Below are 25,257 nucleotides of genomic sequence, written 5' to 3'. Positions count from 1 at the left end.
CGTGTGACAGTTAGCGTGCCGCTCGACCAAGAAACTGTCAATCAACTGTCTCGACCGGTGCGGGAGCCGCGCGGCGGGTCGCCCCCGCATTAGGGTCGGTGGGGACGACCCGTCCGAGCCACCGCCGGAGCCGCCGTGACCAGCCCGTACGACATCGAGGAGATCTTCCCGGACGAGTCGGTCCGGCTCCCCCGGCGGCAGTCCGGCAACTCACCCCAGGGTCTGACCGTGACGCTGCTGGCCGACTACACGCTGCGGGCCAGGGCGTGGCTGCCGTCGGGCGCGATCGTGGCGCTGCTCGCCGAGGCGGGCGTCAGCCACGCGGGGGCCCGCACCACGATCAGCAGGCTCGCCCGGCGGGGCGTGCTGGAGGGCAGCAGGCAGGGCCGCAACAGCTCCTACCGGCTCACCTCGGCCGCCGCGCTCAACCTGGCCGCCGGCGGTCGGTCCATCGTCGCGGCGGCAGCCGCCGACGAGCCGTGGGACGACCGGTGGACGTTGATCGCCTTCTCCGTGCCGCAGGACGAGGTCGCCCGACGACGTGAACTGCGCGACCGGCTGCGCTGGATCGGCTGCGCGCCGCTGTACGACGGGCTCTGGATCTCGCCGCACGACCTCACCGACAAGACGAGGGCGCAGTTGGCCGACCTCGCCTTCGGCGCCATGACCGTCTTCCGCGCCCGCCACGTCGAGCTGGGCCACTCGACCGGGCGCGACCCGCTCGACGCCTGGGACACGGCCGCCATCACGCGCCACTACGAGGACTTCATCCGGCGCTGGCGCCCGCTGCTGCCCGACATCCGCGCGTCCCGGATCACCGGCGTGGAAGCGGTCCGCGCCCGCACGGAGGTCATGGACACCTACCGCCGGCTGCCGATCCTCGACCCGCGCCTGCCGCTGCGGCTGCTGCCGTCGGGGTGGTTGCGCGAACCCGCGCGCGACCTGTTCGCCGCGGTCTACGACGGCCTCGCCGGACCGGCCGAGGAGCACGTGCGGGCCGTCGCGAGCCGCTTCACCACCGACCCGCTCACCGACGTCCGGGCGCACACCGTCGCGGACATGCTCGTCGGCCTGCAAGCCGCGTGGGAGCCCACCACCGAGCGGTCGGGATCGCCCGCCGGGCCGTGACCCGGCGGGCGATCCCGCCGGAGTCGGCGAGGACCGTGCGACCTCACTGAGCCGACCGGCGATCCCGCCGAAGCCCGCGAGGACCGTCCGACCGCGCTCAGCCGGCGGCCGGTCGGGAGGAGGTGAGGCGGAACGCGGCGAGCCGGAAGTCCCCGTGCAGGACCAGCGTCAGGTCGTGCACCCCGTCCACCGCCTCCTCGAACCGCTGCGCGACGGTCGTCCACGTGTGGCGGTGGCCCGTCACCGGCACGTCCACCGCGCCGAGCGTCCGACCGGCCGAGCGGAGCTCCAGCCACGCCAAGCCCGCGCCACCCGCCCGCGCCACCTCGACCTCCACGCCGACCGCGCCGGTCAGGTCGGCGGCGCGGAACACCAGTTCCGCCGGTCGCGCCGGGTCCACCGGGCCGACCGCGTCGCCGGTGGTCCGGTTCGCGTCGACGAGCTCGATCGCCGCGTAGTCGTCGAAGTCCACGGCACGGGTGTCGCGGTCGACCAGCGCGCGCGGGGCGGGGGCTTCGCCGGTGACGGTGAGCCGGGCGACGAGGACGTGGTCCTCGGCGGAACGGGCGATGACGACCTCGTAGTCCCCCGGGTCGACCGTGAACGCGCCACGGGCGACGTCCCAGTGGGCGAGTCGTTCGACGGGCAGCCGGAACGTGAGCTCCCGCGCCTCCCCCGCGTCGACGCGGACCTTGCGGAAGTCGACCAGGCGCAGGCGCGGCGCGTCGTAACGCGCGCCCAACGCCCGCGCGTAGACCTGGACCACCTCGCTGCCGGCCCGCGCACCCGCGTTCTCCACCGTCACCGACACGTCGAGCGACCCGTCCGGCGGCACGACCTCCGACGACAGCCTCAGGTCGCGGTGGGTGAACTCGGTGTAGGACAGGCCGTGGCCGAACGGGTACAGCGGCGCGACCCGGTGGTACTGGTAGGTCCACCCGGCCTTGATGACGTCGTAGTCGAGCGGGTGGGGCAGCTCGTCGTCGCCCCGGTACCAGGTCTGCGGCAGCCGACCGGCCGGTTCGGCGTCCCCGACCAGCACGTCGGCGAGCGCGTGACCCGTCTCCTGGCCCCCGTGGGACGTCCACACCACCGCGGGCAGGTGCTCGTCGGCCCAGTCCACGGCGTAGGGGTAGCTGCTCATCACGACCAGGGCGGTGGCCGGCCGGACCTCGGCGACGGCGCGGAGCAGCGCCTCCTGCCGCGCGGGCAGCGCGGTGCCGGTGCGGTCCTGGGTCTCGCGGCCGTTGATGAGCGGGTGGTTGCCGAGGACGACGACCGCGACGTCGGCGGCGGCCGCGGCGGCACGGGCCTCCTCCGCGCCGTCCCGCACCACCTCGCGCGACCAGCGCTCGGCGGCCTCGGGCGTCTCGCCCGTGACGGCCACGCGGCCGTCGACCGCGTCGACCACGGCGTAACGGCCGGTGAGCACGTTGCGCACCAGCACGGTGCCGGGGTCGTCCGCGACGGGCTCCAGGCGGAACGTCTCGTGCACGTCCCAGCTCTTGATGCGCTCCTCCTCGACGACCAGCAGGCCGTACTTCGCGCCGAGGTGGCGGCCGGTGTCGGCGGACCGCAGCGTCACCACGTCGTCGCCCCAGTCGGTGACGTCGAACTCGGTGTCGGCCAGGAGCCGGCCCGTGGTGCGGGAGCGCAGCGCCACCCGGTCCTCACCGGACACCCGGACGACACCGCCGACCGCCTCGTCCAGACCGGCGGCGATGGTGACCTGGTACGGCATCGTGCCGCTGTACCAGTCCTCGTGCAGCACGTCGGCGAGCGGGCCGATGACCGCGACGCGGGGCGCGGCGGCCCGGTCGAGCGGCAGCAGCCCGTCGTTCTTCAGCAGCACCACGGACTCGGTCGCGGCACGCGCGGCGAGCACCCGGTGCTCCGGGTGGTCGACGACCTCCGGGCCGATCGCCGCGTACGGGTCCAGGTCCGGGTCGAACTCGCCGAGGCGGAACCGCAGCGCCAGCTGCCGGCGCACCGCGCGGTCCACGTCGGCCTCGTCGATCAGGCCGCGGTCCAGCGCCTCGCGCAGCCGCCCGACCGGCGTGTCGCTGTCCAGGCCGTGGTCGGTGAAGCTGTCGATGCCCGCCTTCAGCGCCGCGGCGTGCGACTCGGCGTGGTCGTCGAAGTAGTGCTCCAGGTCGACCAGGTTGGACGGCGCTTCCGCGTCGCTGACCACGAACAGCTCGTGCCCGGTCGGCTCGGCCCAGCGGCGCAGCTCGTCCTCGATCAGCGGGCTGACGTGGCACGGGCGGCCGTTGACCAGGTTGTAGGCGGCCATGACGCCGGTCGCCGCCCCGGACGCCACCACCGGCCGGAACGCCGCCAGGTCGTACTCGTGCAGCACGCGGGGGCGCACGCCGGAGGAGGTCGTGCAGCGGTCGTCCTCGTTGTTGTAGGCCAGGAAGTGCTTGAGCACGGGTGCCGCGCGCAGGAACCGCGGGTCGTCGCCCGCGAGGCCGCGGCAGAACGCCTCCGCGATCCGCGCCGTGTGCACCGGGTCCTCGGAGTAGCCCTCCTCGTTGCGCCCCCAGCGCGGGTCGCGCAGCAGGTTCACCACCGGCGCCCACGCCTGGAGGCTCGTGCGGCCCTCGCCCTCGGCCGGCGGGCGGTGCAGGTGGAACGCGCGCAGCTCGACCGAGGTCGCCTCGGCGACGCGGCGCACCAGGTCCTCGTCCCAGGTCGCGCCCAGGCCCACGGCCTGCGGGAACGCCGTCGCGACGCCGAGCCACGCGACGCCGTGCAACGCCTCGGCGCCGGTGCGGAACGCGGCCACGCCCAACCGCGGCACGGCCGGGGCGTACTGGTGCAGCATCGCGAGCCGCTCGTCCAGCGTCAGCCGCGCGAGCAGATCATCGACGCGCTTGCGCACGTCCAGCCCGGAGTCGTGGAACGGCAGCCGCCCGGTGGCGGACAGGGATGAGGAACTCACGCGGCACAACCCCTCGCATCAGATCAGGTGAAGCGCTTCAACGCTGACACGGACCGCTTGACGCTGTCAATCGGCTCGACGGGGCCTCGAAACCCGCGCGGAACTGACCCTTGCCGTGCCTTACGTCACATGACTACTCTCCCGACATCGTCAAGCGCTTCGACACTCCGCTTTCAACGAAGAAGGGTGGGCCCTGTGATGGGGATTGAGCTGAACCGCAGGAGGTTCCTGAGCGTCTCGGCCTCGGTCGCGGGGCTCACGGCCATGGGCGGCCTGTTGTCCGCCTGCGGCGGCGGCGCTCAGCAGAAGACGGGCGCGAACAGCGACGCGCTGAAGTCCGCGCTGCCGAACTACGTGCCGAACAGCTCGATCAAGCCCGACATCCCCTCGGTCGCCGGTGCCGCGGACGCCCTGACCGATCCCGGGTTCCTCACCTACCCCACCAACCGGGTCGCCACGGTCTCGGGCGTGCCGGGCAAGGGTGGCAAGTACACGACCGTCACGCCGCTGTGGGGCACGATCCCGCCCGCCGACAACTCGTTCTACCAGGCCATGAACGAGGCGCTGGGCGTCACGCTGGAGATGAAGCCGGCCGACGGCAACAACTACGCCACGATCATCCCCACCATGACCGCCGCCAAGCGGCTGCCCGACTGGATCCAGCTGCCGACCTGGTGGAACGCGAACTTCAACGTCGGCGAGCTGGCCGGGTCGCAGCTCGCCGACCTGTCGCCGTACCTGTCCGGCGACAACATCAAGAAGTACCCGAACCTCGCGGCGATCCCGACCGGCGCGTGGCGGGCCGGGGCGTGGGGCGACAAGATCTACGGCATCCCGTCGTTCTCCAGCGGGTTCGTGGTCGCGGGCACCACCTACTTCCGCCGCGACGTGTTCGAGGCCAAGGGCATCACGCCCGACCAGGTGCGCTCCGCCGACGACCTGATGAACCTGGGCAAGGAGCTGACCGACGCCAAGGCCGGCGTGTGGGCGTTCGACGACGTGTGGACCTACCTGTCCCCGTCCTGGAACGTGCCCCTGAAGTGGAAGGTGGACAACGGCAAGCTGGTCCACAAGTACGACATGCCGGAGCTGCTGGACGCCCTGGAGTGGCACTACCAGCTCGCGACCGCGGGTTACCTTCACCCGGACGCGATGGCGGGCGACAACGCCAACGGCAACGTCCGCTTCTACTCCGGCAAGGTGCTGATCGCCGGCGGCGGCACCGGCGCGTGGAACGCGGCCGACCACCAGTCCGGCACGGCCGCCAACCCCGCCTTCCGGCGGGGCGCGTTCGACTTCTTCACCGCCGACGGCAAGGGCGAGCCGCAGATCTTCATGGGCCCGTCCACCAGCATCATGAGCTACCTCAACAGCAACCTGAAGCCCGAGCAGATCGAGGAGCTGCTGGCGGTGGCCAACTACCTGGCCGCGCCGTTCGGCTCGGTGGAGTACACGCTGGTCAACTTCGGCGTCGAGGGCGTGCACCACACCATGGTCAACGGTGTGCCGACCGCCACCGAGGAGGGCAGGAAGAACGTCCAGGCGCAGACGTTCCCGTTCCTGGCCTCGCCGCCCGCGGTGATCAGCAACCCCGGGTCGGACGTCGTGACGCAGGACTACGCCGCCTGGCAGGCCGCGAACGTCGAGCACCTGAAGAAGCCGGTCTTCTGGAACATGAACATCAGCCTGCCGCGGTCGATGGCCACCGCCGACGCGGCGCAGGCCGTCGAGGACGCCATCAAGGACTGCTACCACGGCAAGAAGAAGGTCTCGGAGGTGAAGGAGGCCATCACCACCTGGAAGTCCAGCGGCGGCGGCGACAAGCTCGTCCAGTGGATGGACGAGAACGTGCTGCAGAAGTACGGCACCGGGCAATGAGCTCGGTGGACACGCGGCCGCCCGCACGGAGGAACAAGGTGAGCCTGCGGACCAGGCTGCGGCGCGACCGGTCGTTGTTGGTGATGACCGTGCCCGCCGTGGTCCTGCTGCTGGTCTTCAACTACGTGCCGCTGTTCGGGCTGCTGACGGCGTTCCAGGACTACAACCCGCTGGTCGGGGTGTGGCAGAGCGAGTGGGTGGGCTTCGCCCAGTTCGAGGCCCTGTTCGGGGACGCGCTGTTCTGGGGTGCGCTGACCAACACGCTGTACCTGAGCTTCGTGCAGCTGGTGCTGTTCTTCCCGATCCCGATCGCGCTGGCCCTGCTGCTGAACTCGGTGCTCAGCGAGCGGCTGCGCAACCTGTTCCAGTCGATCGTGTACCTGCCGCACTTCTTCTCGTGGGTGCTCGCGATCACGATCTTCCAGCAGATGCTCGGCGGCGCGGGGCTGCTCAACCAGTTCCTCCGCAGCCACGACATCGGCACGTGGGACATCATGACCGACCCCGACTCGTTCGTGCTGCTGGTCACGTCGCAGGCGATCTGGAAGGAGGCCGGCTGGTCGATCATCGTGTTCCTGGCCGCGCTCGCCGCGATCAACACCGACCTCTACGAGTCGTCTGCGGTGGACGGGGCCGGGCGCTGGCGGCGGCTGTGGCACATCACCCTGCCCGGGATGAGCGGCGTCATCATGCTCATGCTGGTGCTGCGCCTGGGCAACGCGCTCACCGTCGGGTTCGAGCAGTTCCTGATCCAGCGGCAGGCGGTCGGCCACGAAGCGGCCGACGTGCTCGACACGTTCGCGTTCTACTACGGCATCGCCACCAACAACTACAGCTACGGCGCGGCGGCCGGGTTGTTCAAGAGCGTCATCTCGCTCCTGCTCATCTGGGGCGCGAACAAGCTGGCGCACGCCTTCGGCGAAGACGGGTTGTACCGGAAATGACCGAGACGCTGACCATCGACCGCACCCGGGACGAGCGCGGCGCGGCCGGCCGCAAGCCCGCCGGACGCCGCAAGCGCGCCACGCGCCCGGCGTGGGAGGAGCCGCCGACCGCGGCGGGGCAGACGACCAAGGGCCTCACCCTCGGCCTGGTCGTCGCGGCCGTCCTGGTCCCGTTGTGGATCATCGTGGTGACCAGCCTGTCGACCCAGGCGGCGGTCAACCGCGCGGGCGGCCTGGTGATCTGGCCGGACGAGGTGACCTTCGAGGCTTACCGGGTGATGCTCGGCGACGCCACGGTGCGCAACGCGCTGCTGGTCAGCCTCGGCATCACGGCGGTCGGCACGGTGGTGTCCATGGTGGTGTCGATCCTGTGCGCCTACGGCCTGTCCCGGCCGGGCTCGGTGGCCCACCGGTTGATCCTGGTGACGCTGATCGTGACCATGTTCGTCAGCGGCGGCCTCATCCCGACCTTCCTGGTGGTCACCGAACTGGGCGGGTACGGGCAGTGGTGGTCGCTGATCCTGCCCGGCGCGGTGTCGGTGTTCAACATCCTGGTGCTGCGGGCCTTCTACGCGGACACCTCGTCCGACCTGATCGAGGCGGCGCGCATCGACGGGGCCGGCGACTGGCGCATCCTGTGGTCGATCGTGCTGCCGACGTCACGGGCGGTGACCGCGGTCGTCTCGCTGTTCTACGGCGTGGGCTACTGGAACTCGTTCTTCAACGTGATGCTCTACATGCCCACCGACAGCGAGAAGTGGCCGTTGCAGTACGTGCTGCTGACCTACGTCAACCGCGGCAACGGGCTGCCGGGGTCGGTGAACTCCGGCTTCGGCACCCAGTTCTCGCAGACCGCGCCCCTGTCGTTGCAGATGGCGGTGGTGGTGCTGACGCTGGTGCCGCTGCTGCTGGTGTACCCGTTCATGCAGAAGCACTTCCGTGTCGGCGTGCTCACCGGGGCGGTCAAGGGCTGACCGGGCACACTTGGCGCGCACGGGCGCCGGATCGGGCCCGGAAGAGGACGAGGAGCAGGAGCATCACGCATGGTGACACTCGCCGATGTGGCCAGGCACGCGGGCGTGTCCGCCAGCACGGTCAGCTACGTGCTCAGCGGCAAGCGCTCGATCTCCGAGGAGACCCGGCGCCGCGTCGAGCGTTCGGTGGCCGAGCTCGGCTACCACCCCAACGCCGGGGCCAGGGCGCTGGCCGCCAAGCGGTCGCACATAATCGCCCTGGTGGTGCCGCTGCGGGCCGACGTCTACGTGCCGATCATGATGCAGATCGCCATCTCGGTCACCATGACGGCCCGCCAGCACGGCTACGACGTGCTGCTGATCACCAACGACGAGGGCCCGGAGGGCGTGCGCCGGGTCGCGGTCAGCGGGCTGGCGGACGGCGTGATCCTGATGGACGTCGGGCTGGACGACGAGCGCATCCCGGTGCTGCGCGAGCTGCGCACGCAGGCCGCGCTGATCGGCCTGCCCGACGACCGGAGCGGGTTGTCCTGCGTGGACCACGACTTCACGGCGGCGGGCGCGCTGTGCGCGGACCACCTGGCCGACCTCGGTCACCGGGAGGTGGCGTTCATCGGGTACGGCTCGGGGGTGTACCAGCGGCACGCCGGGTACGCCGAGCGCACCCTGGTGGGCTTCCGGGAACGGGCCGAAGAACGGGGTCTGCGCTTCGTGCACCGGCCGTGCGAGGGCACCTACGAGAGCACCGCGGGCACGCTGGCCCGCATCCTGGCCGACCGGCCGGACACCACGGGTTTCGTGGTGCAGAACGAGGGCGCGATCGGCCCGCTGCTCAGCCTGCTGCGCATCAGCGGGCGGACGGTGCCCGAGGACGCCTCCGTGATCGCGCTGTGCCCCGAGCTGCTGGCCGAGCAGTACGCGCCCGCGCTGACGGCGGTGACCGGCCCGGCGCAGGAGCTCGGCCGGGTCGCCGTCGAGCAGGTGCTGAAGCGGATCACCGCCGCTGGGCGCGACGAGACACCGGACGACGAGCTCGTGCTGCTCCGACCGGTCCTGACCGTTCGGGAGAGCACCGGGCCGCACCGCAGCCGCACGCCCAGCCAGTCCTGACCCCGTCCGCCCCGGTCCGGACGCGACGAACCCACCCGCCAGGAGCACCGAATGCACGTCCGCGACTGCGGCGACGCCCTCGAACGGCGGGCGAACGGCGTGACACCGCACGTCGGGGCGTGGGGGCCGGACACGGTCCGGGTCCGAGTCCGGGCGCGGACCGGCGGTCAGGGGCTCGACGCCCTCACCCCGCGCCTCCCTGCGACGGCGGGCCGGCGGACGTTCGTGCGGAACGGGGACGGCGCGGAGCTGCCGGCCCACTTCCGGTGGTCGGGTCCGCGGTCGGCGGCCGGTGTGCCGAGCCAGTACACCGACACGACCGGCCACCCGCCGGAACCGCCGTGGTGGGTGACCGGGTTCCGGCAGTGCCGGCGGCGCTACCGCACCCAGGACGAGCTGCCGGGGGTCACCCGCGAGCACCGGCGGCGCGGCCTGCCGCTGTCGGTGATCGTGCGCGACTTCGTCCACCGGACCCGAACCGGCCGGGAGCACGCGGATGGGCGGGCGGTCACCGTCGCCGCCCCGGTCGAACGCATCCCGCGGTTCGTGCGCAACGGCGCACGGCCGCCTTCGCCCGAGGAGTCGGCATGACGACGCGCGACCTGACCGACCGCCTCGGCGGCCTCGCGTTCGGCGGTGACTACAACCCCGAGCAGTGGGACGAGCCGGTGTGGGCCGAGGACGACGAGCTGATGCGCCGGGCTCGGGTCAACCTGGCCACGGTCGGCGTGTTCTCGTGGGCCCTGATGGAACCGGAGGAGGGCCGCTACGAGTTCGCCTGGCTCGACGCCCACCTCGACCGGCTGCACGCGGGCGGCGTCGCGGTCGACCTGGCCACGCCGACCGCGTCCCCTCCCCCGTGGTTCACCAGGGCGCACCCGGACGCGCTGCCGGTGACCGCCGACGGCGTCCGGCTGGTGCACGGCAGCCGCGACACCTACTGCCTCGCCGCGCCCGCCTACCGCGACGCGGCCCGCCGCGTCGCCTCCGCCCTGGCCGAGCGGTACGGCAACCACCCCGCCGTCGCGCTGTGGCACGTGCACAACGAGTACGCCACGCTCTGCTGGTGCGACCACGTCGCCGCCGCGTTCCGCACCTGGCTGCGCGAGCGGCACGGCACGCTGGACGCGCTCAACGAGGCGTGGGGCACGGCGTTCTGGAGCCAGCGCTACACCTCGTGGGACGACGTCCTGCCCCCGCGCGCCACGCAGTGGCACCACAACCCCGGGCAGTCGCTCGACTTCCGCCGCTTCTCCTCCGACCTGGCCCTGGCCGCCTACCGGGAGCAGCGCGACGCGATCCGCGCCCACAGCGACCGCCCGGTGACGACGAACCTGATGCTGCCCGGCTACCAGAACCTCGACCTGTGGGCGTTCGGCCGGGAGCTCGACTTCGTGACCATCGACCACTACCCGGACCGGCCCGGCCTCGACGCGGCGGCGGACACCGCGTTCGGCGCGGACCGCGCCCGGTCGTTCGGCGGCGGCCGGCCGTGGCTGCTCATGGAGCAGGGCGCGAACACCGTCTACGCCGAGGGCCGGGTGCTGCCGAAGGAGCCCGGCGACGTGCTGCGGCACACCCTCGGCCACATCGCGCGCGGTTCGGACGGCGCGCTGTTCTTCCAGTGGCGGCAGTCGAAGGCGGGCGCCGAGACGTGGCACTCGGCGATGGTGCCGCACGCCGGTCCGGACAGCCGGGTCTTCCGGGAGGTGGCGGACGTCGGCGAAGCGGTCGCCCGGCTCGCGGAGGTGGCCGGGTCGACCGTGACCGCCGAGGTGGCCGTGCTGCACGACGCGCAGGCGTGGTGGGCGTCGCAGGCGGACGGCCTGCCCTCGGCGGACCTCGACTACCACTCGATGCTGCGGCGGGCGCACCGGGCGTTGTGGGACGCGGGGGTCGTCACCGACTTCGCCCACCCGGAGCACGACCTGGGCCGGTACCGGCTCGTCCTGGCGCCCGCCCTGCTCCTGCTGTCCGACGCGGGGGCGGCGAACCTGCGGCGTTACGTCGCCGACGGCGGCACGCTGCTCGTCCAGCACTTCAGCGGCGTGGTCGACGAGCGACCGCACGCCCGCCTCGGCGGCTACCCGGCCGGGCCGCTGCGCGAAGCCCTCGGCATCCGGGTCGAGGAGCCGCGGCCGTTGCCGCGGGAGGAGCGGATCACGCTGTCCGACGGCGCGCACGGCACGGTGTGGAGCGAGTACCTGCATTTGGACGGAGCGGAGGCGGTCGCCACTTACACCAGCGGGATGCTTTCCGGACGCCCGGCGCTCACCCGCCACGCCTTCGGCTCCGGCCACGGCTGGTACCTCTCCACCGTCCTGGACGCCCCCGACTACGGCGCGCTGGTCGACCGCCTGCTGCGGGAGGTCGGCGTGGTCCGCGAGTGGCCGCCCGGCGTGGAGGCCGTCACCCGCGGCCGGTGGTGCTTCCTGCTCAACCACGGCGACGACGCCGTGCCGCTGCCCCGGGCCGACCACGACCTGCTCACCGGTGGGCCTCTGACCGAGCTGGCACCGGGCGGCTGCGCCGTCCTCCGGAGGCCCTGACCGCACCCGACCCCCGGCCGACCACACCGTGCGCCGTGCCGCACCGGTGCGCAGGCGTGCGCCCCGACCACGGAAAGGTCCGATGGCATGTCCCCCGACCGCAGCGCGTTCACCAACCCCGTGATCCCGGGTTTCCACCCCGACCCGAGCGTGTGCCGCGTCGGGGAGGACTACTACCTGGTGTGCTCCAGCTTCGAGTACTTCCCGGGCGTGCCGATCTTCCACAGCCGCGACCTGGTGCGCTGGCGGCAGGTCGGCAACGTCCTGGACCGGCCCGACCAGCTGCGCCTTCCGCTCGACACGCCGTCGTCCGCGGGCGTGTACGCGCCGACCCTGCGCCACCACGACGGCCGGTTCTGGCTCATCACCACGAACGTGAGCGGCGACGGCAACCTCCTGGTCACCGCCACCGACCCGGCCGGACCGTGGTCGGACCCGGTCCTGCTGCCCGACCTGCACGGCATCGACCCGGACCTCGCGTGGGACGACGACGGGAACTGCTGGTGCACGGTGGCCGGGGTGTCCCAGGTCCGGATCGACCCGCACACCGGGCAGGTGCTCGACGCTCCCCGGCGGATCTGGTCGGGAGCACCCGGCGCGAAGGCGCCGGAGGCGCCGCACCTGTACCGGATCGGCGGGTACTGGTACCTGCTCATCGCCGAGGGCGGCACCGAACGCGGACACGGCGTGTCGATCGCCCGCGGCCGCACGCCCGCGGGGCCGTTCGAGCCGTGCCCGGACAACCCGGTGCTCAGCCACCGCGGCACCGACCACCCGATCCAGAACACCGGGCACGGCGACCTCGTGCGGGGGCCGGACGGCTCGTGGTGGCTGGTGCTGCTCGGCGTCCGGCCGGGTGGCGGGACCCCCGGCTGGCACGTGCTGGGGCGCGAGACCTTCCTCGCACCCGTGACCTGGGTGGACGACTGGCCGGTGATCGGCCCGCTGGACCCCGCGGCGAGCGTGCCCTGGCCCGTGGCTCCGGAGCCGCCCGCGGTGCCTCGCGACGACTTCGACCTGCCCGCGCTCCAGCCGGCCTGGATCTCGTTGCGCGACCGCCAGGAGCAGCACTGCACGACGGCGGAACGCCCCGGCTGGCTGACCCTCCGGGCGCGTGGGGCGTCCCCGGACGACCGCGACGTCGTGTTCGTCGGCCGCCGCCAGCAGCACCCGTCGTGCCGGGTGCGCACGCTGGTGGACGCCGCGGGCGGAACGGGCGGCCTGGCCGTGCGGCTGGACGAGGAGCACCACCACGAGATCGAGGCGAGCGCCGACGAGGTGCGCGTGGTCGCCCGCGTCGGCTCGCTGAAGACCGTGGTCGCGTCCCGTGCGGTGCGGGGAGGGCCGGTGGTCCTCGGCGTGGACGTGCGGGAGGAGAAGCAACTCCGGGACGCCCGCACCGGTCCCGACACCGTTTCCTTCGGCGTCGGCGAGCCGGACGGGTCGTTCACCACCCTCGCCGCGCTCGATGGTCGCTATCTCTCCACCGAGGTGGCGGGCGGCTTCACCGGCCGGGTCATCGGCCTGTACGCCGGCGCGCGCACCGTCCACTTCGACTGGTTCGACTACGAGCCGCTCGACGGCTGACCCGGCTGGAACGGCGAACCGGTGGCCGCCTGGCTGCTGCGACCCCGTGACGCCGAAGGGTCGCTGCCCGTCGTGGTGACCTACCTCGGCTACAGCGGGGGCCGCGGCCTGCCCACCGACCACCTGCTCTGGTCCGCCGCCGGGTACGCGCACGTCGTCGTGGACAGCCGCGGCCAGGGCCACGACACCCCGGACCCGACCGAGGGCCGCGGCACGCAGTGGGCCGAGGGCTTCATGACCCGGGGCGTCGACTCCCCCGACCACTACTACTACCGGCGGCTCATGACCGACTGCGTCCGCGCGGTGGACGCAGTCGGCGAGCTACCCGGGCTCGACCCCCGACGGGTGATCGTCACCGGCGGGAGCCAGGGCGGCGGCCTCGCGCTCGCCGTGGCCGGGCTCGCGCCGGACGCGGTCCTGCCGGACGTGCCGTTCCTGTGCCACTACCGCCGGGCGGCGGAGACCAGCGGCGAGCGCCCGTACCTGGAACTCGCCGAAGTACCTCCGCCGGCACGTGCCGTGGACCTTCGCCACCCTGGCCTACTTCGACGGTGTCCACTTCGCCCAGCGGGCGACGGCTCCGGCGTTGTTCAGCGTCGGCCTGATGGACCCGATCCGCCCGCCGTCCACCGTGTACGCCGCCTTCAACCACTACGCGGGCTCCGACCGGACCATGAGCCGATCGGGCAGGCCACGTCCATCGCGCGGCCGGCCCGATCCGGTGCTCAGACGAAGCGCCAGAGGTGGTCGTTGGTGCCGTTGTCGTCCCAGATGACGATCTGCGCGCCGCGCGCGGTGGAGGCGCCGTTCACGCCGAGGACGCGTCCCCCGTTGCCGCACTGGATGCGGAAGTAGCCGCCGGAGCCGTAGCGCAGCCGCCACTTGTGGTCGGTGGTGCCGTTGTCCGCCCATTGCAGCACGCGGGCGCCGTTGGCGTTGGCCGCGTTCTCGACGCCCAGGACCTTGCCGCTGTGCGAGTTGCGCAGCCGGAAGTACCCGTCGGGGTCGACGACGGCGGTCCACAGGTGGTCGGCGGTGCCGTTGTCGTCCCACTGCACGGCCAGCCCGCCGTCGGCGGTCGACATGTCCTGCACGCCCAGCACCAGGCCGCTGGCGAGGTTCTGCACGCGGCGGGCACCGGAGGGCACGAACCGCCAGCGGTTGTCGGCGGTGCCGTTGTCCGGGTCCTGCACGGCTTGCGCACCGGCGGAGGTGGAGCCGTTGAGGATGCCCAGCACCTTGCCGCTGTTGCCGTTGCGCAGCTTGTGGGTGCCGTCGCCGTTGTCCAGGACGGTCCACTTGTGGTCCGCCGTGCCGGTGTTGCTCCACTGGAGGACCCGGGCGTTGTCCGCGGTGGACATGTCCTCCACGCCGAGCACCTTGCCGCTGTTGAGGTTGCGCAGCCGCACCGCGCTGCCGTCGGGCACGAGCTCCCAGTTGTGGTCGGCGGTCCCCGTGTCGTTCCACTGCACGGCCAGGCCGCCGTCGGCGGTCGACATGTCCTGCACGCCCAGCACCAGCCCGCTGGCCGCGTTGACCAGCCGGTAACCGGCCGCCGTGCCGCCACCGCCGCCGCTCGTGCTCCAGTAGACGGTGTAGTTGAAGCCGTGGGCGTCGTAGAACGGCCCGAGGTTGACCGTCGCGCCGTCGGCCCGCGCGGTGAACGCCAGGCCCGAGGTGCGGGTGATCGAGGTGGTGTCCAGCACCGGGAGCCTGCTCAGGGCGGTGTTGCCGTAGTTGCCCGACAGCACGACCGGTCCGAAGGTGATCGCGGCGACGGCCGGGTTGTCGTTGGCGGGCTGGAGCGCGACGCGCATGGGCAGGCGGACGGTGACCGCGTCGCCGGAGGTCCACGACCGGGTCAGTGAGGCGTAGGAGCCCGGGGTGGTCGCGATGTCCTGCACCGCGCCGTTGACGCTGACGGTCGCGCCGGTGGTCCAGGCGGGGATGCGCAGGCGCATCGTCCACGACCCGCTCACGCTGCCGGTCACCGTGAGGGTGGTGGTGTCGGAGGCCGGGTAGGTCGTCGTCTGCGTGACCGTGATTCCCCGCTGCGCCCAGGTCAGCACCGACGGCGTGTAGAGGTTCACGGTGAGCGTGGTGCCGTTGTGGAAGTAGATCGAGTTCGCGAGGGAGGTGTTGACCTCCAGCGCGGTGCCCTGGCAGCACCAGAACGTGGTGTAGTCGGTGCTCCAGTTGCCGCCGCCCCAGGCGGGGCCGGTGTTGCCGCGCCGGTGGCCGGGGTTGAGGCCGGTGAAGTAGCAGATGTGGCCGTGCGGGTCGGCCGTGTTCTGCTGGCCGAGGAGGTGGTTGAGCAGGGCGCGCTCGTAGAAGTCGAAGTACGCCGCGTTGTTCGGGTTCAGCAGCCACAGCTCGCGGGTCAGCTTGAGCATGTTGTAGGTGTTGCACGCCTCGGCCGTGTCGGTGTTGAGGTAGGCGGCGATGGCGTTGGGCGCGCGGAAGTGCTCGGCCTGGCTGTTGCCGCCGATCACGTAGGTGTGCGCCCCCACGGTGATGTTCCAGGCGTTGGACGCGATGTCGCGGTACCGGGTCGTGCCGGTCGCCTTGTACTCGCGTGCCGCGCCGATCCACTTGGGCACCTGGGTGTTGGCGTGCAGGCCGTTGAGCCGGTCCTGGTTGGCGGCCAGCGGGTCGAACACGGCCGCGTGGTCGAACCGCTGCGCCGTCGCCAGCCAGCGGGCGTCGCCGGTCTGCTGGTACAGGTCGGTCAGCACGGCGTTCATCCCGCCGAACTCCGTGCCCAGCACCCGCTGCATCTGGCTGTAGGACAGCCGGGCCGTGCGCCAGTCCACCCACCCGGCGAACCGCAGCAGCACGTCCCGCGCCTGGGTGTTGCCGACGTGCCGCCAGACGTCGAGCAGGCCCGCCAACGTCTTGTGCAGCGCGTAGTACGACACCGACTTCGGACTGCCCGCCTCCATCGCGTCGAAGTCCGACTCCGGGAACCCGGACAGGTACCCGGAGTTGAACCCGGCCGCCGCGTTGTTCGCCTGGCACTTCGCCAGCTCGGCCACCATGTAGTTGGCCCGGTCCCGGCACGTGGTGTCCCCCAGCACCGCCCACGCCTGCGCCCACGCGCTGAGGAAGTGCCCCTGGCTGTGCGTGCGGAACGGGAAGTTCGGCGCCTCCCACCCGCCCAGCGCCGCCGCGCCCTGCGTCGACAGGCGGTGGTTCGCGCGGAAGTTGTAGAGCAGCCGGTTGACGTCGACGAACTTCAGGTACGTCAGCGTCCGGCTCTGGTTCTCCATCCAGCGTCCGGGGCTCAGGCGCACCTCGCCGAGGTCGAACGCGTAGGCGGACGCGCCGACGTCACCGCGGGCGGGCGGAACCGTCGCCGCGACCGCGGACCCCGGGGCCAGGGCGGGCACGGCCGTGGCGACGGCCGCGACACCGACGGCTTGCAGCAGCGTGCGGCGGTTCAGAGGTGACGACATGGGGTCTCCTGGGGATCGGGTGACGGTCGGGTCCGACCGGGCTGCGACGCGCGCGAGCACGCCGGCGCGCACAGCGGCGGGACCGGTCGGAGGGCGGAGGAGGTGCGGGCTCCCGGCACACCACCGCGACGGTTCGCCGCGTAGGGAGAGCCGGTGAGCGCGGGGTCAGAGCGTTCGCGGGCGCGGATCGCACCGAGGCGACGACGCGCGAGGCGGGACGGGAGCGGTAGGCCGTGCTGGTCGCATCGAAGTCCCCATCGTCGTCGTTGACGGGCGGTCGTACCGGCGGACGCGTGGCCGAGTCGGACCTGGCGGCCCGTCTGGACAGTAGCCATGGCCGGAAGGGGGCGTCAACGGCTCGGACGGCTAAAAATGTTCACGCTCACTTTAGCTCTTAAGCCGGCTGGCACAGTTCAGAAGTTTGCTGGACGGCTTCGAGCGACGTCTTGTGTGAGCGTGAACATCCTCCTCGGCCCCGATGAAGTGCACTAACCAGCGATCGAGAAATTTTCTCTCTTGGCAGCGAACGTTGACCGAATCAGTCCCGGTGCGCCACGATCCGACACTGACAGCGCTCCTCTGGGAGCGCTCCCGGTCCGCAACACTGTCGTTCTGGATCGAGAATGTTTCGGCCAGGGTGGCGGCGTGATCCAAGGAGGATCTGTCCGTGCGCACTCATCACCAACTCCGTCGGGGGGTGGCGGTCGCGGGGGCTCTGGCGCTGACCGCGGCCACGCTGACACCGTCGGCGGCGCTCGCGGCTCCCGACGCCGGTCCCGAGGTCAAGGCCAACCAGGTGGCCTACGTGCCCGGCCTGCCGAAACAGGCCACGGTGGTCAACGGCTCCGGCTCGCCCTCGGCGTGGGCGCTGCGCAACGCCGCCGGGACCACCGTGGCCTCGGGCCAGACCAGCGTCCGGGGTGCGGACTCCCTGTCGGGCGACAGCGTGCACGTCGTCGACTTCTCGGCGTTCGACACGCCCGGCACGGGTTACGTGCTCTCGGTGGCGGGGTCGGACAGCGCCCCGTTCGACATCTCGGCCGAACCGCTCAAGCGCCTCCGGTACGACGCCCTGGCGTTCTTCTACCACCAGCGCAGCGGCACGCCGATCCTGGCCGAGCACGTCGGCTCGCGGTACGCGCGGCCCGCCGGGCACCTCAACGTCTCGCCCAACCAGGGCGACAACGGGGTGGCGTGCCGGGTGTCGTGCGGCTACACCTCCGACGTGCGGGGCGGCTGGTACGACGCGGGCGACCACGGCAAGTACGGCGTGAACACCGGTATCGCGGCCTGGCAGCTGATCAACGAGTACGAGCGCACCCTCTACGTGAACGGCGCGGACGGCGCGGCCCTGAGTGACGGGAAGCTCGCGATCCCCGAGCGCGGCAACGGCGTGCCCGACATCCTCGACGAGGCCCGGTGGGGCGTCGAGTTCCTGATGAAGATGCAGGTGCCCCCGGGGCGCGCGGACGCGGGCATGGTGCGGCACAAGGTCAGCGACGAGAACTGGACCGCCCTGCCGATGCGGCCCGACCAGGACCCGCAGCCGCGCCTGCTGTCGGCCGTCACGACCGCCGCCACGCTCAACCTCGCCGCCGTGGCCGCGCAGGCCGCGCGGGTGTGGCGCACCATCGACGCCGACTTCGCCTCGCGGGCGCTGACCGCCGCGCAACGCGCCTACACCGCCGCCAAGGCCAACCCGGCGCGCTACGCCGACCCCAACGACGGCAACGGCGGCGGCACGTACGTCGACAACAACGTGACCGACGAGTTCTTCTGGGCCGCGGCGGAGCTGTTCACCACCACCGGCTCCAGCGGCTACCGGTCGGACGTGACCGGGTCGTCGTTCTTCCGTGGCCGGGGTTTCGAGCAGGGCGGGTTCGACTGGTGGTGGACCGCGGGACTGGGTGACACGACGTTGGCGCTGGTGCCCAACGGCCTGTCCGCCTCGGACGTGTCGGCCACCCGCGCGGCGTTCGCCTCGTACGGCGACCGACTGCTGACCCAGGCGTCGACCCAGGGCTACCCGGCGCCGGCGAGCGGCTACTACTGGGGTTCCAACGGCGTGGTCGCCAACGCGGCGAACGTGCTGGCGCTGGCGCACGACTTCACCGGCCAGGCGAAGTACCGGACCGGCGTGTACCAGGCGTTGGACTACCTGTTCGGGCGCAACCCGTTCAACCACTCCTACGTGACCGGCTACGGCGAGCGCGCCACGCGCAACTCCCACCACCGCTTCTGGGCCAACCAGCTGGACCCGACGCTGCCGACCCCGCCGGCGGGAGCGCTCGCGGGCGGTCCGAACGCCGACTTGCAGGACCCGGTGGCCCAGGCGCAGTTGGCGGGCTGCAAGCCCCAGAAGTGCTACCTGGACGACATCAACGCCTGGTCGGTCAACGAGGTGGCGTTGAACTGGAACTCCGCGCTGGCGTGGCTGTCGGCGTGGGCGGCGGAGCGGGCTGGGTCCGGCTCGCCCGCCGACACGACCGCCCCGAGCACGCCGTCCGGCCTGACCGCGTCGGCCTCGGGCAGCTCGGTGGCGCTGTCGTGGGGCGCCTCCACCGACGACGTCGGCGTGACCGGCTACGACGTCCTGCGCGCCACCAGCTCGTCCGGCTCGTTCACGCAGGTCGGCACGGCGTCGGGCACGGGCTACACCGACTCCGGCCTGAGCGCGGGCGCCTACCGGTACCAGGTGCGGGCGCGGGACGCGGCGGGCAACACCTCGCCCGCGTCGTCGGCGGTCGCGGTGACCGTGTCGGGCGGCGGGGCCGGCTGCACGGTCGTCGCCACGACCCAGACCCAGTGGGGCACCGGGTACGTGGTCCAGCCGGTGCGGGTGACCAACACCGGGTCGTCGACGATCACGTGGACGGTGGCGTTCACGCTGCCGTCCGGGCACTCGATCACCGGGTCGTGGAACGCGGCGCTGACCACCGGCGGGCAGGCCGTGACCGCACGCGCGATCCGCTCGCTGGCACCGGGGGCGACGGCCGAGTTCGGGTTCCAGGCGTCACGCCCCGACGGCAGCACGGCGCTGCCCTCGGGTTACACCTGCACGGGCTGACCGCCCGTCACGGCGGCGGTGCGGTGCTGCCCCGGACGACGAGCTTCGTCGGCAACTCGACGCGGTCGTTGTCCGGCTCACCGCCCGCCGCCAGCGTCAGCAGCATCCCGGCGGCCTCCGCGCCCATCCGCCGCAGCGGCTGCCGGACGGTGGTCAGCGGCGGGTCGGACCACTGGGTGAACGCCAGATCGTCGAAGCCGACCACGCTCAGGTCGTGCGGGATGCGCAGCCCCGCTTCCCGCGCGGCGTCGTACACCCCGAGGGCTTGCAGGTCGTTGGCGGCGAAGACGGCGGTGGGGCGGTCGGGCAGGCGCAGCAACTCGCGCGCGGCGTCGCGACCGCCGTCGTGGTAGAGCGGCGCGGTCCGCACGAGCTTGCGGTCCTGCGGCACGCCGGCCGCGTCCAGGGCCGCGCGGTAGCCGTCCAGGCGGGCGCGGCAGCACAGGAACTCCGACGGGCCGTTGACCATGGCGATGCGGCGGTGGCCGAGCCCGACCAGGTGCCGGGTGGCGACCAGGCCGCCGTTCCAGTTCGTCGCGCCGACCGACGGGATCGAGTGGGTCGGCTCGCCGGTCGGGTCCAGCGCCACCAGCGGGATGGCGCGGCTGCCCAGCTGGGCCAGCTGCGCCTCGCTGAACTCGGCGGAGACCGCGATGACGCCGACCGGCCGGCGGGCCAGCATCTGCCGGGCCCAGGCGCTCTCCGGGGTGTGGCCGCCCCGCATCTCCGTCAGCGTCACGGCCAGCCCGTCCGGTCGGACCGCCTCCTCGACGCCGCGGATGATCTCCAGCGCCCACAGGCTGTCCAGCGACTGGAAGACCACCTCGACGATCGGGACCGCTTCGACCTTCTCGTTCTTCTGGAAGCCGTGCTCGCGGATCAGCTCCTCGATGCGCCGGCGCGTCCCGTCGGACACGCCCGGCCGCCCGTGGATCACCTTCGACACGGTCGAGGCGGACACCCCGGCCAGGTCCGCGATCCAGGAGACCCGCACCTCACCGCCCGTGCGCCGATCCGCAGCCACGGGCGGCAGCCTACGCGAACGGGCGAGGTCAACCGATCATGACCCGCCGGATCGCCCGGTCGTGCGATGACCCCGGTCGCCGGCGACCAGCCCCCGGAGGAACGCCAGCCCGTCCACCGCGAGCGCGTCCTGGGTCGGCGCGAGCGGCCGCCAGATGGACGCCGCGGTCGCGATGCTCGCGTTCCGCGCGGTGAACGACTCGATGCACAGCGGCCCGGTGTAGCCCGCCTCGGCGAGCGCGGCGGTGATGTCGGGCCAGTCGAAGTGGTCGTCACCCGGCGCGCCGCGGTCGTTGGCGCACACCTGCACGTGCGCCACCCGTCCCGCGGCGGACCGGATCGCCGCGCCGACGTGCTTCTCCTCGATGTTCTGGTGGTAGACGTCGACCGCGACGCCGCAGCCGTCGACAGGCAGCCCGTCCAGCGCCGCGAGGGTCTGCCCGATCGTGTTGAGCACGCTGGTCTCGTACCGGTTGAGGGGTTCGACCGCGACCCGGACTCCCGCCGCGCGGGCGTGCTCGACCACCGGCGCCAGGTTGTCCCGCAGTTCGGCGACGCGGTCGTGCCGCTCCTGCTCCGCCATGCGCCACGTGCGGCCGACCGAGGCGTAGGCCGGGCCCGCGACGACCGGCGACCCGACCTCCGCCGCGATGTCGACGACCCGCCGGAGGTAGTCCTGGGTGGCGGCGACGGTGGCGGGATCCGCCGCGACGAGTTCCCGGCCCGGCGGCATCACCAGGCACACCGTCGCGGCGAGGCCGTGGTCGGCCAGCACCCGCGCGGCACGCGCGGGCTCCCAGTCACCGACCTCCTCCACCGGCAGTTCGAGCACGTCGAACCCCCACCCCGCGACGCGCGACGCCAGCTCGGCCAGCGCCGCGTCCCGCAGCGGCGACGTCCAGACCCACGTGCTCACACCGATCGCGTGCACTCTTCCTCCGTCCACACGGGTCGAGGACGCGGTCACCTCCACCGCCGCACGCCCCCGGGTCTCGCGGGCGTGCGGCGGGTCGGTTCAGCCGCGCAGGCTCCACTGCTGGTTGGCGCCGCCGCCGCACGACCACAGGATGATCTTCGTCCCGTTCGCGGTGGCGGCACCGCTCGCGTCCAGGCACAGGCCGGACTGGACACCGGTGATCGTGCCGTTGGCGTTGACGTTCCACTGCTGGTTGGTCTGCCCGTTGCAGTCCCAGACCACGACGGTGGTGCCGTTGGTCGTGCCCTGGTTGTTGGCGTCCAGGCACTTGGTCCCGCCCACCTGCAACTGCTTGCCCGAGGTGTGCGTGAAGCGCTGGTTCGCGCCGCCGTGGCAGTCCCACAGCTGGGCCTGGGCGCCGTTGGTCGTGGCCGTGCCGGGGATGTCGACGCACCGGCCGGACTGCCCGCCGACGATCGTCACGCCCTGCTGCCCGCCGCCCTGCCGCCGGGCCAGCGACTTGGACTCGGGCGACCGGGCGCCCTGCGCGTCCACGACGTAGAGCCGGTAGTCGCCGGGTGAGCTCGGCACGTCGATGGTCGTCGCGGTGCCGCCCGCCCTGGTCATCGTCGGGCCGACCGCGAACGACGTCGTGCCGGCAGGCGCCAACCAGACCGTCCTGGTCGCGTCACCGGCGCTCCGGATGGGGATCGCCGCGCTCCCGGAGCCGACGAACGTGCTCGCCGGGAGGACGTGGTCGGGCAGGGAGAGGGTGGCCGGCTGGATGACGTCCCGGTAGGCGTCCTCCGGACCGGAGTTCACCGCGATGGCGTAGGCCGGCGCGGGCCACACGTAGTCGGGGTAGGTGAGGATGTCCTGGATGGTGCTGTTCGGCAGGACCTTCTGGGAGACCTTGTTGATGGGTCCGTAGGTCTGCGTGATGCTCAGGTCGTGCTTGCGGCCGAAGTCGTCGGAGTTGATCAGCCAGGTGACGTTCTTGTCCACGCTCAGCACGTTGTCGCGGAAGGTGATGTACGCCGAGCCCTCGTCCGGGTGCAGGCCGTACTTGTGGCCCGCCGGGACGCCCTGGAGGTAGTTGTCGCTGATCGTGGTGCCGGGCTGGCTGCCCAGCGTGTAGATCGGGGCCGTGTCGCTGAGGCGCTGGACCGTGTCGACGATGTGGTTGTGGCTGATGGTGTTGTTCCTCGCCGTGGTCGTCGGCCGGTTGGGCGCGATCGAGCCCGCCGAGCCGTCGAAGTTCCACCAGCCCCAGCCGAGCGTGATACCCGACCACGGGCTCTTCTCGATCCGGTTGTGCTGGATCGAGAGGGTGTCGGCGAAGTAGGCCGAGATGGGGCTGTGCCCGTTGAACAGCACGGCGCTGTCGTACAGGTGGTTGTTCCTGATCTCGATGTTCTTGGGCAGACCTTCGACGTTAGCCGGGTACTTCTCGCCGTTGGTCGCGGTGTGGTCCCCGATGTAGACGTGCTGGGGGTGGCCCACGGTGATGGCGGAACCGGCCACGTCGTTGGTGCGGTTGCCGGTCAGCCGCGTGTTCTGCACGTCGTTGACCATGGTGATGCCGTCGACGCCGGTGTGCTGGACCCGGTTGCGGTCGAGGTGGACGCCGTCGGCGTTCTCGATCTGGATGATGCCCGGCGGGACGTCGACGTTGCGGTAGTAGTAGACGTGGAAGTTGCCCTTGACGTACTGGGTGTTGCCCAGGTTGCCCTGCTGCGCCTGCTTGAACGCGGAGCCGGCCACGGTGAAGAGGTTCCAGTCCGAGTGCTGCACGGTGAGGCCGGCGAACGTGATGTTGCGGGCGTGGTCGGTGGTGGAGGTGCCGGCGACCCGGAGCACGGTGGGCACGTTGTTCGGCGCGTACACCGCCGCCGTCGCCATGTTCTCGGCGTCGGCCTTGTAGTAGTACAGCGTCCGGCTCGTCTTGTCGAAGTAGAACTCGCCCGGCGAGTCCAGGAACTCGTAGGCGTTCATGAACTTGTGGCTGCCGCCGACCTGGTGGTTGCCGTTGAACGCGCCCTGCGCGATGGCCGCGCCCGGTTGCTGGAACAGCGCCACGCGGTTCGCGCCGTCGGCGCTCGTGGTGACCTGGCGGACGCCCGCGATGGCCGTCGTCCAGGTCGTCGCCGTCTCGATCTCGACGTCGTCCGCGTTGCGGGAGATCGCGGGCAGGTCGGCCAGGCCGTACTTCGCGCCGTCGCACTGCGTGCCCGACTCCCGCGCCCAGGAAGCCTGGCCCGCGGTGACGGCGTACGTGCCGTAGCACCCCTGCGAGGTGATCGTCTTGGTGGCCATGAAGGCGCGCTTGTCGTTGACGTAGAGCGCCCGGAGCTTGTTGGCGCGGTTGAGCGGCGCCTTCCAGACGTTGCCGCTGTGCTGCGACCACCCGGTGACCTGCACACCACCGCTCAGCACCGGGGTCTCGCCCTGGTACGCGGAGTAGAAGACCCGGTACCCGTTGGTGCCCGAGTCGCTCGACGTGAACTCCACGGCGCCGGTGACCGGGTAGGTGCCCCCGCGGAGGTAGACGTGGATGTCGCCCGACATGGTCCCCTTGGTCGCGCGGACCACGTCCCGCGCGCGCTGCACCGTCCGGAACGGCGAGGCGATCGTGCCGGGGTTGGCGTCGTCGCCGGTGGGCGCGACGTAGTACGTCGCCTGGACGGCGGCCGAAGCCTGGAAGTGGCCCCCGGCGGTAGGCAGCAGCGCGGCGGACACGAACACCGCGATCGCGACCAACGACCTCGCGGCGGTCTTGGCTGGATCCACCCTCTTCTCGCTTTCGCTCGGTTCCGATGGTCGGACTCCGCCCCGATGTGTGCTACTCATCTCGGCGCAACAGGCCCGTGCGCACGCCGAGCGAGGTGCCGGGGACGCCACCGAACACGTTGTCACAGGCGGGATGTGGACGCGCGGCTCGGGTAGTCCATCAGAGCAGCAGGGCCACTCGACGTCAAGCGATAGGTGTGCTCATCCGGGCTCGGCCGGGGGGGTACGACCACCCGGGCGGGCCGGTGCCGGCCGCTCGTCCGGCTCCGACACCCACCCGACAGGGAGTCCATTGTGGACCTTGCCGTCCCGTGGCGGCCTCGGTTCCCCGTCCCGTGGAGGCGATGACCGGGACGGGGAACCGCTTGGCGCGGCTACCGCGTCAGGAACACGCGGTGCCGTTCAGGGCGGGTGAGCTGAACGGCGGTGTGGTTCCGTTGTAGCCGGCGTTGTACCCGATGGTGGTCTGCCCACCGGTCGGGAGTGACCCGTTCCAGGACGTGTTGGTGACCCGGACGACGTCGCCCGTGTCGGTCCACGTCCCGTTCCAGCCCTGCGTGACGGACACGCCCGGCGCGGAGAACGTGAGGGTCCAGCCGTTGAGCAGCTGCCCCCGGTTGGTGATCACGATCTCGCCGGTGTAGCCGCCCGTCCACTGGCTGACCACGCGGTGGCTCACCGTGCAGCCACCGCCCGGGTTGTTGCCCGACGACGTGGTGGTAGTCGTGGAGCTCGTCGTGCTGGTCGGGCCGGCTGCGATGGCCAGGTCGTAGGCGCGTTGGGGCACGAACTGGCCTGCCTGGGCGATGCAGCCGTCGGCTTCGCCGGGCAGCTTGACCCACAGGAACGCGGCGATGCGGGAGTCGCCGGTGTTGGTGGTGCTGGGTGTGCC

Annotated in this window: 16 protein-coding genes and 1 pseudogene; 11 read left to right on the top strand and 6 right to left on the bottom strand. The window is 72.1% G+C overall.

The genetic code is table 11. The features are described 5' to 3' along the window. The first annotated feature begins 135 nt into the window (after window positions 1–135). Window positions 136–1,128 carry a PaaX family transcriptional regulator gene (locus ACIQMJ_RS40060; RefSeq protein WP_499766243.1) on the top strand — a complete coding sequence of 331 codons (993 nt, stop codon included), beginning with the start codon at window positions 136–138 and terminating at the stop codon, window positions 1,126–1,128. Between the two features lie 97 nt (window positions 1,129–1,225). Here the strand turns inward: ACIQMJ_RS40060 and ACIQMJ_RS40055 are convergent, their stop codons facing one another. Beyond that, window positions 1,226–4,072, bottom strand: coding sequence for a glycoside hydrolase family 3 C-terminal domain-containing protein (locus ACIQMJ_RS40055; RefSeq protein ID WP_499766242.1), 2,847 nt, complete (start codon window positions 4,070–4,072; stop codon window positions 1,226–1,228). A 198-nt stretch (window positions 4,073–4,270) separates the two neighbouring features. Here ACIQMJ_RS40055 and ACIQMJ_RS40050 point away from each other — a divergent pair, with 198 nt between their 5' ends. The 9 genes and pseudogenes from ACIQMJ_RS40050 (at window position 4,271) to ACIQMJ_RS40010 (ending at window position 13,889) form a co-directional block, all read left to right on the top strand. Beyond that, the gene (locus ACIQMJ_RS40050) at window positions 4,271–5,950 is read left to right on the top strand and encodes an ABC transporter substrate-binding protein (protein ID WP_499766241.1); all 1,680 of its coding nucleotides are present in this window, start codon (window positions 4,271–4,273) and stop codon (window positions 5,948–5,950) included. Window positions 5,951–5,988: 38 nt separating this feature from the next. Then, complete coding sequence (locus tag ACIQMJ_RS40045) at window positions 5,989–6,894, top strand: ABC transporter permease (protein ID WP_499766240.1); 906 nt, start codon at window positions 5,989–5,991, stop codon at window positions 6,892–6,894. Then, window positions 6,891–7,868, top strand: a complete 978-nt coding sequence (locus ACIQMJ_RS40040; RefSeq protein ID WP_499766239.1) for a carbohydrate ABC transporter permease — start codon at window positions 6,891–6,893, stop codon at window positions 7,866–7,868. Before ACIQMJ_RS40045 ends, ACIQMJ_RS40040 begins: the two co-directional genes overlap by 4 nt. A 69-nt stretch (window positions 7,869–7,937) precedes the next feature. Beyond that, the gene (locus ACIQMJ_RS40035) at window positions 7,938–8,978 is read left to right on the top strand and encodes a LacI family DNA-binding transcriptional regulator (protein WP_499766238.1); all 1,041 of its coding nucleotides are present in this window, start codon (window positions 7,938–7,940) and stop codon (window positions 8,976–8,978) included. A gap of 51 nt (window positions 8,979–9,029) precedes the next feature. Next, window positions 9,030–9,569, top strand: coding sequence for a TIM-barrel domain-containing protein (locus tag ACIQMJ_RS40030; protein WP_499766237.1), 540 nt, complete (start codon window positions 9,030–9,032; stop codon window positions 9,567–9,569). Further along, a complete protein-coding gene (locus ACIQMJ_RS40025; protein ID WP_499766236.1) occupies window positions 9,566–11,527 on the top strand; it encodes a beta-galactosidase in 1,962 nt (653 codons plus the stop codon). Before ACIQMJ_RS40030 ends, ACIQMJ_RS40025 begins: the two co-directional genes overlap by 4 nt. Before the next feature lie 87 nt (window positions 11,528–11,614). Then, on the top strand, window positions 11,615–13,114 hold the full coding sequence (locus tag ACIQMJ_RS40020; RefSeq protein ID WP_499766235.1) for a glycoside hydrolase family 43 protein: 1,500 nt from the start codon (window positions 11,615–11,617) through the stop codon (window positions 13,112–13,114). A gap of 15 nt (window positions 13,115–13,129) precedes the next feature. Next, window positions 13,130–13,597 (top strand): annotated as a pseudogene (locus ACIQMJ_RS40015) (acetylxylan esterase); the annotation flags it as partial. A 31-nt stretch (window positions 13,598–13,628) separates the two neighbouring features. After that, window positions 13,629–13,889 (top strand): acetylxylan esterase, encoded by a 261-nt coding sequence (locus ACIQMJ_RS40010; protein ID WP_499766234.1) that lies wholly within the window; start codon window positions 13,629–13,631, stop codon window positions 13,887–13,889. Here the strand turns inward: ACIQMJ_RS40010 and ACIQMJ_RS40005 are convergent. Beyond that, complete coding sequence (locus ACIQMJ_RS40005; protein WP_499766233.1) at window positions 13,840–16,569, bottom strand: beta-L-arabinofuranosidase domain-containing protein; 2,730 nt, start codon at window positions 16,567–16,569, stop codon at window positions 13,840–13,842. The two genes, ACIQMJ_RS40010 and ACIQMJ_RS40005, sit on opposite strands and share 50 nt — an antisense overlap. Before the next feature lie 697 nt (window positions 16,570–17,266). Between ACIQMJ_RS40005 and ACIQMJ_RS40000 the strand changes: the two genes are divergently transcribed. Then, complete coding sequence (locus tag ACIQMJ_RS40000) at window positions 17,267–19,636, top strand: glycoside hydrolase family 9 protein (protein WP_499766232.1); 2,370 nt, start codon at window positions 17,267–17,269, stop codon at window positions 19,634–19,636. A gap of 7 nt (window positions 19,637–19,643) precedes the next feature. Here the strand turns inward: ACIQMJ_RS40000 and ACIQMJ_RS39995 are convergent, their stop codons facing one another. From ACIQMJ_RS39995 to ACIQMJ_RS39980, 4 genes are all read right to left on the bottom strand, one after another. Further along, a complete protein-coding gene (locus tag ACIQMJ_RS39995) occupies window positions 19,644–20,660 on the bottom strand; it encodes a LacI family DNA-binding transcriptional regulator (protein ID WP_499766231.1) in 1,017 nt (338 codons plus the stop codon). Window positions 20,661–20,696: 36 nt separating this feature from the next. Further along, window positions 20,697–21,590 (bottom strand): sugar phosphate isomerase/epimerase family protein, encoded by an 894-nt coding sequence (locus tag ACIQMJ_RS39990; RefSeq protein ID WP_499766230.1) that lies wholly within the window; start codon window positions 21,588–21,590, stop codon window positions 20,697–20,699. A gap of 84 nt (window positions 21,591–21,674) precedes the next feature. Continuing rightward, on the bottom strand, window positions 21,675–24,365 hold the full coding sequence (locus tag ACIQMJ_RS39985) for an RICIN domain-containing protein (protein ID WP_499766229.1): 2,691 nt from the start codon (window positions 24,363–24,365) through the stop codon (window positions 21,675–21,677). A 382-nt stretch (window positions 24,366–24,747) separates the two neighbouring features. Continuing rightward, on the bottom strand, window positions 24,748–25,257 hold a 510-nt coding region (locus ACIQMJ_RS39980; protein ID WP_499766228.1), incomplete at its 5' end, for a cellulose binding domain-containing protein.

Origin of the sequence: Actinosynnema sp. NPDC091369 (genome assembly GCF_044757065.1) — a bacterium.
In the GTDB taxonomy this organism is placed as follows: Bacteria; Actinomycetota; Actinomycetes; order Mycobacteriales; family Pseudonocardiaceae; genus Actinosynnema.
The sequence above is the reverse complement of the archived record's forward strand: the minus strand, read 5'-3'. Positions and strand labels throughout refer to the sequence as shown.